At 47.2% G+C, this 15,559-nt stretch carries 6 protein-coding genes and 2 tRNA genes; 2 read left to right on the plus strand and 6 right to left on the minus strand.

From position 1 onward, the window contains the following. Positions 1–463 precede the first annotated feature (463 nt). The 3 genes from ACJHWK_RS20305 to shiA all read right to left on the minus strand — a co-directional run bounded on the left by ACJHWK_RS20305 (position 464) and on the right by shiA (position 4,395). Positions 464–1,180: a YebC/PmpR family DNA-binding transcriptional regulator gene (locus tag ACJHWK_RS20305; RefSeq protein ID WP_000532923.1), complete on the minus strand. Its 717-nt coding sequence runs from the start codon at positions 1,178–1,180 to the stop codon at positions 464–466. A gap of 342 nt (positions 1,181–1,522) precedes the next feature. Further along, positions 1,523–2,977 (minus strand): AMP nucleosidase, encoded by a 1,455-nt coding sequence (gene amn / locus ACJHWK_RS20310; RefSeq protein ID WP_001060231.1) that lies wholly within the window; start codon positions 2,975–2,977, stop codon positions 1,523–1,525. Between the two features lie 101 nt (positions 2,978–3,078). Continuing rightward, positions 3,079–4,395: a shikimate transporter gene (gene shiA / locus ACJHWK_RS20315; RefSeq protein WP_000378560.1), complete on the minus strand. Its 1,317-nt coding sequence runs from the start codon at positions 4,393–4,395 to the stop codon at positions 3,079–3,081. 314 nt (positions 4,396–4,709) lie between these two features. On the opposite strand from shiA, the gene ACJHWK_RS20320 reads away from it, so the two are divergent. Then, entirely contained in the window at positions 4,710–5,762 is a 1,053-nt protein-coding gene (locus ACJHWK_RS20320) for a glycosyltransferase family 9 protein (protein ID WP_410234914.1), read from the plus strand. Between the two features lie 261 nt (positions 5,763–6,023). Here the strand turns inward: ACJHWK_RS20320 and ACJHWK_RS20325 are convergent, their stop codons facing one another. The 3 genes from ACJHWK_RS20325 to mtfA form a co-directional block, all read right to left on the minus strand. Beyond that, a complete protein-coding gene (locus ACJHWK_RS20325; protein WP_170886276.1) occupies positions 6,024–14,033 on the minus strand; it encodes an Ig-like domain-containing protein in 8,010 nt (2,669 codons plus the stop codon). 312 nt (positions 14,034–14,345) lie between these two features. Further along, a tRNA-Asn gene (locus tag ACJHWK_RS20330) sits at positions 14,346–14,421 on the minus strand. Between the two features lie 100 nt (positions 14,422–14,521). Then, positions 14,522–15,319: a DgsA anti-repressor MtfA gene (gene mtfA / locus ACJHWK_RS20335; RefSeq protein ID WP_001362605.1), complete on the minus strand. Its 798-nt coding sequence runs from the start codon at positions 15,317–15,319 to the stop codon at positions 14,522–14,524. A gap of 93 nt (positions 15,320–15,412) precedes the next feature. Here mtfA and ACJHWK_RS20340 point away from each other — a divergent pair. Continuing rightward, positions 15,413–15,502: transfer RNA gene (locus ACJHWK_RS20340), tRNA-Ser, on the plus strand. The last annotated feature ends 57 nt before the right edge of the window (positions 15,503–15,559 follow it).

Below are 15,559 nucleotides of genomic sequence, written 5' to 3' on the forward strand. Positions count from 1 at the left end.
AACGAAGTTGGATGCAAATGTCAGATCGTGTGCGCCTGTTAGGGCGCGGCTGGTAAGAGAGCCTTATAGGCGCATTTGAAAAACCTCCGGCTATGCCGGAGGATATTTATTGATTTCTGTGTTTCGTGCGCTTAATCGAGTCTCACGCTTCTGTGAGCAAATTGCCCCCCAACAGACATCACGATTCGCAAGGTCAAAAAATTCGTTCCGTGAAGTACCATACAAAGGTATAGAGAAAAATGCCTTATGCGGGATGTTGCTGTCGCGTTTTTATCAGGAAACTAAACGTAATTGCCACTTTGTCTTCTGTAATCAGAAAAAGAAAACCTGGAATTTTAATAAATATTATTTCTCTGGGGTCGGTATTTTTATAATCAATATGACGAGTTGAATATTATATTTTTTATAAGAATATATGAGATTAAAGAAATCTGCCATAAAGACAGATTCCTTTAAAATATAATTAGAGATTTGCGACGTTATGATAAACTTTTTGAACATCGTCGTCATCTTCAAGGGCATCAACAAGCCCTTCAAAGATTTCTAAATCTTCTGGGGAAAGCTCAACTTCAGATTGAGCAATCATTTCTAATTCTGTTGTTGAGAACTCAGTGATTCCAGCTGCTTTTAGAGCCGCGATTCCTTTATGAAGGTCAGTAGGTTCAGTATAAATAACAATATTACCTTCTTCTTCAGTTACATCACGAACATCAACTTCAGCTTCAAGTAAAATTTCAAAAATATGGTCAGGGTCTGTTCCTTTAAATACAATCACACCCGTATTGTCAAACATATAGCTGACAGAACCTGCCGCTCCGATATTGCCGCCTTTTTTATTGAAAATTGTGCGAACGTTAGCAATCGTACGGTTAACATTGGAAGTCAAGGTCTCAGCGATAATCATTGAGCCATTAGGACCAAAGCCTTCATAACGGCCCTGCACGAACGTTTCATCTCCGCCGCCTTTGGCTTTATCAATTGCTTTATCAATAACATGCTTTGGAACTTGTGCCTGCTTTGCTCGTTCAATAACGAATTTTAAAGATGTGTTTAATTCTGGATCGGGTTCACCTTGTTTGGCAGCGGCATAGATTTCTACACCGAATTTTGCATAAATTTTAGACGTCGCACCGTCTTTAGCCGTTTTTTTAGCAACAATATTGGCCCATTTACGTCCCACTGGAATGATCTCCTCGAAAATTTATTTACATTACTGGTAAATCGTTAACATGTGTTAATTCGGCATATTATATCATAACAGGAAAAATCTCGTCTATTAGAAATAAAAATATTCTAAAGTCATAATCTTATATTTAATTTCATAAAAAATTATATTGTTGGCGGGATTTTTTATAATTGTGTTTTGAAAGCATACTTGCTTTTAATATGTGGGAATTATTAAGACGATAATAAAACTCGCATCTGTCCAAGAAAGCAAACAGCCCGCGTTTATTGCAGGCTATTTGCCAGATGTCTTACTTACTCCTTCACATCTATTTCTGATAAGAAGGTTCAGAACTTATTATCGGAACGGCGGCTCATTAAAGGTTCGTAATTTACGTGAATGCAGTCGGTCGCCTTCTGCGCGCAGCAAATCGATCGCCCGAATGCCAATTTGCAGGTGTTCGGAAATAGCGCCTTCATAAAAACGGTTAGCCTGACCGGGAAGTTTAATCTCACCATGTAATGGTTTATCTGAAACACACAGTAGTGTCCCGTATGGCACGCGGAAACGATATCCTTGCGCGGCAATGGTTGCACTTTCCATATCAATTGCTACGGCCCGGCTTAAGTTAAAACGAAGTGCAGAAGCTGAGTAACGTAATTCCCAGTTCCTGTCATCTGTGGTTACCACAGTACCAGTACGTAGCCGCTGTTTGACTTCCTCACCGGGCCTGCCGCTGACTAACTTGGTGGCGTCATAAAGCGCACGTTGCACTTCAGCAATACTCGGAATAGGAATATCGGGCGGCAGTACCGCATCAAGAACGTGGTCATCGCGTAAATAAGCGTGTGCAAGTACATAATCTCCAATGGCCTGGCTTTCACGTAAGCCACCACAGTGACCAATCATCAACCAGACATCCGGGCGCAGCACCGCCAGATGATCGCAGATGGTTTTAGCATTTGACGGTCCCACGCCAATATTCACCAGAGTAATACCCTGACCATCGGCGGTAATTAAATGCCATGCGGGCATCTGGTGTTTTTTCCATGCAAGGTCGGAAATGGCTTCTTCTGGCGCTTCGGTTTCGGCGGTGATCCAGTTCCCGCCAGCACAAGAAAGGGCAATGTAGGGACTATCAGGATCGAGGATCTGGCTGCATCCCCAACGAACGAATTCATCCACATAACGTGTGTAGTTGGTAAACAAGACGAACGGCTGAAAATGTTCAACTGGCGTACCGGTATAATGGCGCAACCGCGCAAGGGAAAAATCGACGCGGCGCGCATCAAAATGCGATAGCGGGGAGAATTCCGTTGGATGATAAATGCCGTCTGCAGTTTCATCGCCAATTTGCGCCAGTTCTGTTGTCGGGAAATAGCGAGTTAACCCAGCGCTCATTGAGCGATCAAGTGTCAATTCAGAGCCATCGATGACATAAGGATAAGGGATTTCATGCTGCGAGGGTTGCACCGAGATATGCGCACCATAATCCTGATACAGCAACGTAAGTTGTTCATTGAGATACGAACGAAAGAGAGTAGGGCGAGTAATCGTGGTGGTGTAGCTGCCTGCGTGGGTAAAACGACCAAATGCGCGCGTTTTGGGGGGATTGGTTGTGCTACCGTCCCAGGTTACGGTCAGTGATGGATAGACAAAAAGACCTTGTTTGCGGGCGTTTTCATCAGGTAATTCGCCACTTGTAATATATTTGCCAATGGCGTTGCGTAAAGCGACTACAGATTGCTCATACAGCGCGTCGAGTTTATCCAGTGCCTGAGCTGGGGTCAGACCGGAGCCCTTATTATTCATGTGTGTCTCCTGTTCCATACAATTACCGCACATCCGATAGTATGTCACAGGAATGTGAAACAAAAGTGTAAGGCGAAGATCGGATGATCTTCGCCAGGCTATTAAGCGCGTTGATTGTCTTTCATCAACAAAGCGGTCATTGCGGAAATCAGGCATCCAGCCAGCAAATAAATAGCGACGCTATGCCAGTTCCCGGCAAAGTAAGTGATGAGTGCAGCGGCAATAAAAGGTGTAAATCCACCGCCAACCACACTGGCAACCTGATAACCGACTCCAGCGCCACTATAGCGATAACTGGCACCAAACATTTCGGTAAACATCGGTTGTTGTACACACACCACCATATCATGCGCAATGTTTGCCAGCATGATGGAGAAGAAAACTATCCAGAAAATAGATTGTGCTTCAAGCGCCATAAAGAAAGGAAATGCGCTCAACGTTCCGAATAACGCACCTGTGATATAAACCCTGCGGCGACCAAAACGATCGGCAAGCCAGGCAAAACAGGGAATTGTCAGGCAGCTTAATCCACCGACCAGCAAACCAATATTAAGGAAAAGTTCGCGCGGTAACCCCATATTCTGGGTTGAATAATTAAGTGCAAAGGCAGTAACAATGTACATCGTCAGCAACTCGCACAGTCGTAGTGCAATAATCTTCAGGAAAGCACCGGGATGTCGTAACAGAGCTTCGATAACCGGGATGCGTTTTTTCGCGGCCGCTTGATTATGTTGCTGTTGTTCAAATTCCGCGGACTCCTCCATGCCATTGCGCACCCACAATGCTCCCAGTACCAGTACGATGCTAAACAGGAAAGGAATGCGCCAGCCCCAGCTTAAAAACTGTTCGTCAGTCGTCATCATACTGATCAATGAAACCAGTCCGGTTGAAAGCAGTAAACCTACTCCGTAGCCAACTTGTACACCGCTACTGTAAAAGGCTTTTTTATTTTTCGGCGCACTTTCAACGGAAAGCAACGCTGCGCCTCCCCATTCGCCGCCGACGGCAAATCCCTGAATGGCACGCAGTGTCACCAGCAAAATAGGTGCCCACCACCCAATGGTCGAGAATGAAGGAAGAATACCAATCAAGGCTGTCGCGATGCCCATCATCCAGACGGTCAGCATTAACATGCGCTTACGTCCCAGTCGGTCGCCAAAGTGACCGAAAATGACACCGCCTAGCGGTCGGAAAAGGAAGCCGACACCAAAGGTGGCAAATGCGGCGAGCGTTCCCATCGCCGGGCTTACTTGCGGGAAAAACTCGCGATTAAACACCAGTGCGGCGGTAATGCCATAGAGTAAAAAATCATACCAGTCGACGACGGCACCAGCGAAACTGCCTAACGCAGCTCGTCGGGCGCGACTTAACGAAAGCGTCCCTTCATCGGGACGAGTGGAGATGAGCGTGGAGTCCATAATGATCCTGTTTGTACTGTCTTTTTATAATTAGTATGGAAAAGGTAACTCACATTGCCGTCGATCTATAAACGAACCTTATGAGACTACCTCGACAGAGCGCATCTGCAAATGATTTTATGGCTGATTAGCGGCAACATGAAAAATTCGATGGAAGATGAAAGCACGGGCGTTGCTGGTGTTGTTTAAGGATTAAGCAGAGCACCCACAGGTTCGAGATATGAAACATAAAAGTCCGCATATGTACAAAATAGCACCCTGATGAGTCTGATAGACTGCATTGCATTATAACCAGTAGGGAGGCGAGGTTAGGTATGTTTTTAGCATCATTGTTGAGACGTATTGCATTTAGTTACTACGCTTATAAAGCTAATAATTTCAATATTGGAAAAACAGACTTTGTTGTCATCCATATTCCCGATCAAATTGGCGATGCTATGGCCATCTTTCCAGTTATTCGGGCGATTGAAATGCATAAAATAAAGCATCTTTTAATTGTTACTTCGACTATTAATTTAGAAGTCTTTAATGCGCTCAAACTTGTACAGACTAAATTAACATTAGTTACAATGACTATGCAGGATCACGCAACATTAAAAGAAATAAAAAATTTAGCGAAGAACATAACACTGCAATACGGTACGCCGGATCTTTGTATAGAGGCGATGCGTAAAAAGAACCTGAAAACGATGATATTTATCAGTCAGTTGAAAGCAAAAACGAATTTTCAGGTTGTTGGTTTAACCATGAAGTGCTATTCCCCTTTGTGTAAGGACGCGTCCCGGATGGATCAGAGTCTCCGGGCTCCCGTACCCATGACATGGGCATTTATGATGCGTGAGGCGGGTTTTCCAGCAGTCAGGCCAATATATGAATTGCCACTAAGTGAGGATGTACTCGATGAGGTGCGCGAGGAAATGCGATCGTTAGGAGCTTACATTGCGCTCAATTTAGAAGGTAGTGCACAGGAACGTACATTTTCATTATCGATAGCAGAAAATCTAATAGCAAAAATTCAAAGTGAAACAGATATGCCAATAGTGATCGTTCATGGACCAAAAGGGGAAGATAAAGCCAGGGTATTAGTGGATTGTTATAATAATGTCTTCCGTTTATCCTTATCACCCTCGATTAAACGTTCGGCAGCAATCATAAAAGATGCTTATATCGCAATAACTCCTGACACCTCAATATTACATATGGCAAGTGCCTATAATACCCCCGTTGTTGCAATTTATGCTGATTACAAAACGCGATGGCCCGCAATGGCCGATGTTTCGGAGTCAGTCGTCGTTGGGCAAAAAATTGACAATATAAGTCTGGATGAATTCGCAAAGGCATTAAAAAGTGTTTTGGCGAGAATATGAGGCAGTATTTATGCATATTAATGCCGATCTGTTATGAACGGTGGTGTCATCAATACTCTGTGGCTGGTCAATCATTACAGAAAGCCAGTCTTTGGAGCAAAGCTGTACTCACCGGATACAACCATAGTCACACCGAACGCGAATCTGGCGGTATCGCATTTTTATTTATTCATTTTCTGTGAGAGAAGGGCAAGTTCTGTAGAGGGAATGTAAAAAAGAGTGCCCCGAATGGAGCACTCTTTAAGAAATTATAACGAAAAATTAAATCTGTTTATAACACGCCCCATAAAAAAATTCATACGTTTGATAAGTGTTTTGCGTCCCTGTTTCCAGGGATACAATGTATTGTTGGCCTGCGCCTGCGGAATTAGAAGACCAATATACCATTGAATAAAAATCAGCTTCCTTCATGTAATTTCCCATATCTCCCCACTCACCATACAGTGACCCTATTTCGCGCCGCATGTGCCCATTGCTTAAAAGGTCCGCGCGGGGAAGGGTGTAGCCATTACCGACCTGGTTGCTGCAGTAGTTTTCAGCCTGGCTTAATTGCATGAGGTTATTACCGTGATTCACCCACCAGCCTTTCACCCGTACTTGCGTTTGGTAAATAGCGCCACCGGATCTTGGGGTCGCTGTGATTATTACAGTATTGCTATCACCGTCATTTTTGAATGTCACTTTACCAGTAGCATCAACGCCTACCCAGGAGGCAGAGCTTGAAAACGCATAATCAGCCGCCGTTTTTCCTGGTGCAAAGTTGTCATTATTCAACTGATAATACGCCCCGGTAAATCCCTGCGAAGGGAATGAAGCTGCAGGTAGGTTTGCACCATTCACTGATACTGTACCGGTCATTGGTCTGGTTCCCGCGCTAATGAATTCTATCGTGGTACTCAGACCCGCCTGGTGAACACCATTCAACACGGGGATCAGCGTTGCGATACCCTCTCCGCCGCCTGTAACAGTGGCTTTATACTCACCGTATAAATTTTGAGTGTAATCAATTGTGCTGATTTGCACATAGGGCACGTTGGTACCTGATTGCACAAATTCCAGCCCTTCAGAAACATTGATCGGATGACCTGATAGATCGTGTAAAACAAGATATAGTTCAGCACTTTCGGTAAAGTCCCCTTTCAGTGATGACCGGTTGTTTTTAAGGACGGACTGCGAGGCGTCTGCCGGGCCTGCCACCAGCGTTATATCTACTGTTTGCGCCCCACCATAGCTCGTTTCTGCGCTTACCGTGACGCTCCCCGTTATCGCTCCTCTTACGCTCGTTGTCGCGACTCCGTTTTGATCGGTCACCGCTGTTAATGACGTTAATGTGGCAAAGGCAAAGCCTCTTTTTAATGCGAAGTTCACATTGACACCTTCGACCAGGTTCCCACTGCTATCTTCAACAGTAGCCTTTAACGTGCTGATATCACTGTTGTTGGCCGTGAGAGTCGACGGATCAGCGATAAAACTAGCAACATGTGCGGTGCTTGGGTTGCCAGTGACCTTCACGGTTGTCTGAGTCTGAATAATTACGCCGCTTTGGATCGATGCTGTCACCACATATGTACCGACTTTATTGCTGGTCAGAACGACTTGTGCCTCACCTGAAGTGTTGGTTGTCGCTGTTTGGCTACTTAACGTTGCACCTTCGGGCGTTACGCTAAAGGTAACGAGTTCATGGCTCAATGGAGCCCCGTTTGCATGAGTTAACCTTACAGTCAGAGTTGCTCCCGATGGGTCATTGACGCCGATAAGCGGACTTGATGCCGTGAGTGTTAGTCTTAGATCGATTACCACCAGGTCCTTCTCATAAGAGGAGCCATTCGTCAGGGACGCTTTCACAGTATACGAACCGTATCTTCCGGGCGTCATGGTGACCTCAGCTATACCCTGGCTATTTGTAGAAACCGTATCCTGACTAATGACCATGTTAAAACTTGACGGCTCTGCACTGAATGTCACAAGTTGGTCAGCAACTGGATTGCCAAACTGGTCGTCGACGTGTGCTTTAACCGCTATGGGTTCTCTGACTATTACCTGACCTTCAGGTATTTCCAGACTGGTGATCGCCGCAGAATCAACATCTGCTTTGACAGTCAGCGTTCGTATGGCGGCTTCGGTAGGTGCATTTGCCAGATTAGCTGTAACTACTTTCGTTCCTGCAATGGTGCTTGTCACAAGAATTTCTGCTTTACCCTGAGCATCCGTTTCGACGCTGGTGTTACTCAGCGTAGTGGCGGGGCCGCGGAAATTGACCTTGATGCCTTCTAGCGGGTTGCCGTAAGCGTCAGTGACGCTTGCCGTCAGGGTCGCGCCCTCGGTTGTGCTCGCGGTGAATGAGCTTGATGATGCGGTAAAACCAGCCATTTGAGCTGTACCAGCATCGGCAATCAAAGTCACCTGTTTCGTATCACTGACACCATAATTGTTCACACTAACTGTCACGGGGTAGGTGCCGGATTTTGTACCGCTCAGTGTAACTTCAGCCTTGCCGTTGATGTCTGTAATGGCGGAACCGCCTTGTCCGAGAGTGAAGCTTGCGCTCACATCTGCCGGTAGCGTGAATGTCACCGCCTCATTGGCTAACGGGTTGCCGTTTCCATCAGTCACTGTTGCCTGAAGTGTGGTCATCCCAACGTTATTGGCGATAAAGTTGTCCTCGGTAACGTTAAGATTAACCTGCGCAGTGAGCGTATCCGCAGTAAAGTTCACCACCAGTTGTCCGCTCTTACTGCCAGCCATCGATGCTGTAACAGTATGAGCGCCTGCTTTTGTACCTTTCAGCGTGACTTTCGCTTTGCCTTCAGTATCAGTAATCGCTTTACCGCCATCGCTCAGTGTGAAGTTCGCCCTCACATCTTCCGGCAGAGTAAATGTTACCTCAGTGTTGGCTATCGCATTGCCTTCTGTATCAGCGACTGTTGCTGTTAGTGTCGTGAGATCGTTATTGTCGGCAATCACCGGATCCTTCGAGGCTGCCAGCGAGATTTCAGCATTCGCGACGTTCGGCACATAGGTCACTGTGTGTTGCATCGAATCGCCATTGTCGAGGGTTGCCGTCACTTGATAAACCCCGGCTTTTGTAGCGGTAAAGCTTGCGTAAAAATTGCCGTAGTAGTTGGTAGTATATATACCGTTATTACTGGGGGTCACGCCTTCACTTGGTGAAACGCTGAGGGTCACCTGATGCTGGGGGACACCGTTGCCGTAATTATCCTTCACCTCAATATACAGACTGGTTGTCTCGCCTGCGGAGACTGTATCAAAAAGTGCATGTAGCAAAGTGAGATGTGCCGTAGACGCATCAGCATTGACATTAATTGATGTGCTAAGCGTGGAGCTACCATTTTCCAGACTGGCCTCAACGGTATCTGGTCTCGCTCCTGATTCTATCGAGGAGCGGGTATTGGTATAAGTGACGGTAGCCTTACCCTGTTCGTTCGTTACGGCTTGGCCGCCATTCGTCATTTCGGCAGAGTTTGTTCTGCTGGTGAAGTTCACAGTCACACCTTTCACCGGAAAGCCATTATTATCAACGACTGTGGCGGTAATGACGCTGCCGGTGCTGTTCTGCGGGGTACCGGCGAATATGCTGTCTGGGACAGGCGTCAACTCGATAATTTTTGCCGCCGCTGTGTCGCCAATAAAATGCACAGTTTTGTTGTCGCTGGCACCAGTATTAGCCAGTGATGCAGTAACAGTCTGCTCACCAAAGGCAACGCCTGCGAGAGTGGCCTGCGCGATGCCAGACTCATTGGTATTACTTTCCCCTGGGGTCAGGGTGAGGCCTGAAGAAGCTGTGCTGAATGTTACCGGAAGATTGTTCACCTCATTGTCGAACTGATCTTTGACCGTTGCAGTTAGCGTTGCGCTATCGACGCCATTACCTGTTATCTCATTTTTTGATATCTGCAGGACAACCTGAGCCGAGGTTTTGTCCGCCACAAACGTTACCGGCTGCGAATCACTGGTATTGTTATTACTCAGCGTTACGGTAACCGTATGCGTGCCCGCTTTTTTGCCTTTGAGGGTGACATGCGCTTCGCCATTGGCCTGAGTGATGACAATACCGTTATTTTCGAGGGTAAAGTTTGCCGCAACGTCCTGTGGCATGGTGAAGGTTACCGTTATTCCCGCCACCGGATGATTCGACGGATCTTTCACCGTTGCCGTCAGCTGCACGCTGTCGCTGTTATTCGTCACCACCTGTTGAGCAGGGATATTCAGCGTGACCTGCGCGTTGCTGGCATCGGGCGCAATATTGACTGTCTTCGTATCGTTGTTGCCGTTAGGCAGTGTGGCTTCGGCTGTATGAACACCCAAAACCGTGCCCTTAAGGGTAACTTCAGCAACACCACTGTCGTTTGTATTGCTCGTGCTCTGACTAAGTTGTGTATCAGCCGGGTTAGTACTAAAGGTGACCGGTAGATCTATTACTACGTTATCAAAAGGATCTTTCACTGTTGCTGTCAGCGTTGTCTCATCCACGCCATTCCCAATGATTTCCGCTTTCGAGGTTTGCAGAACGACAACTGCGCTGTCCTTATCCGCCACGAATGTGACTGGCTGCGCATCGCTGGCATTATTGTTACCCAGCGTTGCGGTAACCGTATGCGTGCCCGCTTTTTTACCTTTGAGCGTGACATGCGCTTCCCCATTGGCCTGAGTGATGGCAATACCGTTATTTTCGAGGGTAAAGTTTGCCGCAACGTCCTGTGGCATGGTGAAGTTCACCGTTATTCCCGCTACCGGATGATTTGACGGATCTTTCACCGTCGCCGTCAGCTGCACGCTGTCACTGTTATTCGTCACCACCTGTTGAGCAGGGATATTCAGCGTGACTAGCGCGTTGCTGGCATCGGGCGCAATATTGACTGTCTTCGTATCTCTGTTGCCGTTAAGCAGTATGGCTTCGGCTGTATGAACACCCAAAACCGTGCCCTTAAGGGTAACTTCAGCAATACCGTTCTCATTAGTATTACGCGCGTTCAGACTCAGTTGCGTGTCTGCGGGAGAGGTGCGGAAGACTACTGACAGATTTTTAACCACGTTATCAAAAGGATCTTTCACTGTTGCTGTCAGAGTCGTCTCATCCACGCCATTCCCAATGATTTCCGCTTTCGATGTTTGTAGAACGACAACCGCTCTGTCTTTATCCGCCACAAACGTCATTGGCTGTGCATCGCTGACATTGCTGTTAGCCAGACGAGCCGTGATCATATGCGTGCCCGCTAACGTGCCGGTCAGGGAGGCGATTGCAACCCCGTTACTATCCGTCATGCCTTTTCCGCCGTTGCTAATCGAGAGCCGACTTGCGACGTCGTTTGGCACAGAGAAGGTGATTTCTTTATCTTTTAGTGGGTTGCCATTTTTATCCTGCAAGGTTGCAGTCATATGTAGCGGAGCTGTGTTGGTGACGGTGATATCACCTGAAGGCACACTGAGGGTCAGGGCAGCAGTACTTTGATCACCGATAAAATTCACCTGTTGATTAGCCTGGGAACCAGAGCTCACAGAGGCCGTAACCGTATAATCACCATTTTTCAAACTGGTCAGCGTAGCTGTGGCGATCCCGTCGTGGCTATTCACTTCGGTTTGGCTCAGTTTCGCTGCTGCTGAATTAACATTGAAGGTGACCTTGACGTCATTGAGCAGGTTGCCTTTTGCATCCCGGACTGTCGCGGTCATTGTGGCGCTGTCATTGCCGTCAGCGACCACTTCATTTTTCGACTTCTGCAGATCAACCTGTGCGGTACTTGAGTCACCGACAAAACTGACGATTAACGTTTGTTTCACGCCATTTTCAAGGGTGACTTCAACCGTGTTGTCTTCCTGCTTACTACTTTTCAGATCAAAAGTCGCCAGACCATTAACATCCGTTTTTGCGGTGTTTTGATTGTTAAAGGAAGTTGCCGATCCGCTTAATACCGCAAACGTGACGGTATGATCATTGATTGGGTTGCTTCCCTCATCAGCGACATTGACCGAGACGGTGTTTGCTGCATTCTCATTGGCGAGCACACCATTATTGCTGGCAGATAATGTCGCAATTTTCGCTGACTGCGGGTTGGCGTCGATGATAAATCCAGCGGTATGCAAATCTTCATTCCAGTTTTGCATTAACAGCTTCGCAGTAAGCCCACTGCCTTTGGTATAGGCGGTATAGGTTGCTTTATAGACGCCATCTGCGGTTTCTTTCCAGTCTGTAGTGACACCAGGTTTCACGTTGTCGATGCTGACTGCGGTATTCAGTTGCTGTTTTTGTTCCTTAACAGGTTTGTCATTTTCATCTCTCAGTTCTACCGTCACCTCGATAGGATTGCCGGAGAGATAACGGTCCTTATCAATTTTAATTGACGAGTGAGTTCGGGATGACGAAACAGAAATGATATTCACCACGGCGGGGGCTTTAGCCGCATCCACACCGTTCAGCTGTGGCATAAGCGTCAGCGTGCCAGACATCGCTCCTGTGGTCAGGACTTGGGTATAGCTTCCGTCACCATTATCTTTCCAGTCAGAAAGGGTGATGTCCTGAACACCTTCGTGACGCGTCGAGAGCACCAGCCCGATAACAGGATTACCTGCTGCATCATGAGCAATAAAAGTCAGTGTGGCGGTTGAATGGGAATCCGCGCTCAACGTCTGGGTACTTAACGATACCGAGGAATCTTTCTGGCTTAGCGTAGGTGCCTGAACGACTACCATGCTCTGTTCACGATTCGAATAATTGCCTTTGACATCTTCAGCGGTGACTTCAATCGGCCAGGTGTTATCGGTTTCTGGCGTACTGGTGAACCGGTACGGCGGCAGGGTAACCAGAATATCTTTACCCGTTGTGACCACTTTACCACCGGCAGCTTCCAGAGCGGTGGCTTCGACGTTATAGCCTTTCAGGGCATATTTGGTTTGTAGCGACGAAACCAATGATTTCACTTCTCCTGACTTCCCTGTCACGGGGTCTGTCAGGGTCAGGCGAACCAGTTCTTTTTTGCGATATTCCAGAACGATGTTGTTGTTGCGATCCACCAGATCATAACGGCTGCCTGCAAGGCTACGCCGTGCAGCGACTTCATTCGGGTCAAGCTGTTTCTGCATTGCGCTGCCAGGTTGCCAGGTAAAATCGACGGCAAAACGGGTGTCATTTTCACCCTGTTTACCCTGGCGTTGCTCCGCGCTGAAGGTCATCAGCGGGAAGGGGGTATAGTTAAGTCCAGCGGTTATGGCATGAGGATTACTTTGCCGATCATCTTTATCGAACAGGGCCACTTCATCGCCATAATACTGTTCATAGACCAGTTTACCGCCAAGGTGCGGCCAGGCGGGTAACCAGCCTTCTGCGCGTACATCCCAGCCATTGGCCGGGCGTGCTTCATAATCGTTGTCCAGTTCAGGTGCGCTGCGCCAGTTGGTCAGTCGCAAATAGCCGTTACTGCTTAATTTAAGATAGTCGCGCCAGTACTCCGCGCCAATGCCGGCGCGGGAGTGGTAACGGCTAAGATCGTGGTCGAAAAAGAAGTTGATGCCCGACATCCATGTGGGAGTGAAATGACGCCAACCCAAGCCGTTGTTAATCTGCGTACGTTCGTCAGTACGGTGGAGGGTATGCTGGCTGAAAAAGAGATTATCAGGCGTTTCATACCACGGATGGAGAAAATCGAACTGGGAATTCTTCAGGCTAAAATCTTCATCCACGCCCAGCGTGATTCTTGCGGTACCGAAGCGGCTTAACCAGTCTGTCATTACCCCTGAAGCCTGAGAAGAGGCCCATCCACGCGCCATGTTTGCCGCTTGCTCGCTGTTCATATCTTCGGCGAGCAAAGACCCGATTTGCTGTGAAGTACTGGCTATCTGTTGCTCGAGGTTGTCACTGCTATTACCCGGCGGCGGGGTTGAATTTTTTTCACTAACTTGTGCCGGGACATCCAGTTCATCCCCCTGGCGGACATTATCAAAACCTCGAGCAAACGTACGAAACTGGTTGAGTTTGCGTAACTCAGCCAACGAAATACCGAAACGTTCGGCAACGCTTTGGGCCGATTCCAGCGCTCCAAGGGTGTAGGGCACCGTATTGGCATTTGCAATGGCGATTTGTGCAGGAACTGGTTGTTGGGTTGCGGCGTTTACCACACCTTGTGCTGCCACAGTCATAGGGAACACAAGTTGAGTTACCAGGCAGATACCCGCAGTTAAGCGGCGTAGTTTAATACCCATCCCGCATAAGATTTGTCGGTCATTTATTTCTTCTCCACTTCTCTTCTTCGTAGCCATGCTTACCTTCCCTGAACGAGCTAACATAAATGCGCCCTTTCTAGCACAGCGAAAAAAAGTAAATCCTGATAGCAATATGATTGAAAATTAATAACTTTTCGTTAAGCAGTTTTGGGTGTGAGTTGCAAGAGGGGAGACTACTGAATTACTCAAGTTTTATAATCGAGGGGAAAATGGTGATGGCGTCCATAGCAAAACGCCCTCAACCATAAAGGTCGAGGGCGCTTAAGATGTCAAAAACCCGCTATCCGTTAAAAAGCAATGCTCAACTAAGGTCAGTGACATTGCGCTAAAAAGCGAATTTTTAGAATTTGGCTCCTCTGACTGGACTCGAACCAGTGACATACGGATTAACAGTCCGCCGTTCTACCGACTGAACTACAGAGGAATCGTGTGAACGGGGCGCATATTACTTAGCGGTACCTTGTCTGTCAACACTAAATTTCATAAGTCATTTCAATTGGTTAATTAATCTGCAAAGTTGTTAATTAATGAACATTCGTCGTCGAAAACGAGTCTGTATCATTAGCGTGATGCAGTCTCTGCAAAGGATCTTGTTGATAAAATTGGCAGAAACGTTGCCACAATGAAGGGAAACGAGGAGCAAAAAGTTCTGGGGCGCTAAAGAAATATTCAGAAAGTACGGCAAAACATTCAGCAGGATCACTGGCAGCATAAGCATCAATGCTCGCCGCATTCTCGCCAACTAATTCGATTTCTTCCTGAATGTTGTTCATTGCAGCATGAAGATCGTGTTCCCAGCCAGCAACCTCACGCAACGGAATAAAGGGAACTCCGCTGGCGCGATCGCCGTTACGGGTGTCCAGCTTATGAGCGACTTCATGAATAATCAGGTTAAAACCAGAAGCATCAAAAGAATCTTGTATATCCAACCAGTTCAAAACGATAGGCCCTTGCTGCCAGCTCTGACCTGACTGAACAATACGTTGGTTATGCACCAGACCGATATCGTCTTCCCATTCATCATCGACCACAAATGGCGCAGGATAAATTAAGACTTCATGAAAACCATCCAGCCATTCCAGTCCTAACTCCAGAACGGGAAGGCAAAATAGAAGTGCTATCCGGCAGCTTCTTAATGAATCCAGTTCAAAGCCCTGTAAAGGAACAAGCCGCTTTTGCTGTAAAAAACGTTCGGCAAGAGTGACTAATTTGCTTTGTTCCTGTTCCGTCAGACACGTTAAAAGGGGGATCGATAGTGCTTCCTGCCAGGGAAGGGCAGTTTGATGTGCTGATTCTTGTACTTTCCAGGGCCACTTAATCATCGTTTTGCTCGCAAACTCGTCACTTGAACAAAATTGCACGGACAGGGACTGTTAAAATGCCAAATTTCCTGGCATCATGGCAACCATCTGAACGGAGAGATGCCGGAGCGGCTGAACGGACCGGTCTCGAAAACCGGAGTAGGGGCAACTCTACCGGGGGTTCAAATCCCCCTCTCTCCGCCACTTTATCAATGACTTATCTCCCGACTTCCCGCCTTGCTTTTCCTAAACAGAACAATC

This window comes from Escherichia sp. WS547 (genome assembly GCF_046486065.1).
Classification (GTDB): Bacteria; Pseudomonadota; Gammaproteobacteria; order Enterobacterales; family Enterobacteriaceae; genus Escherichia; species Escherichia coli.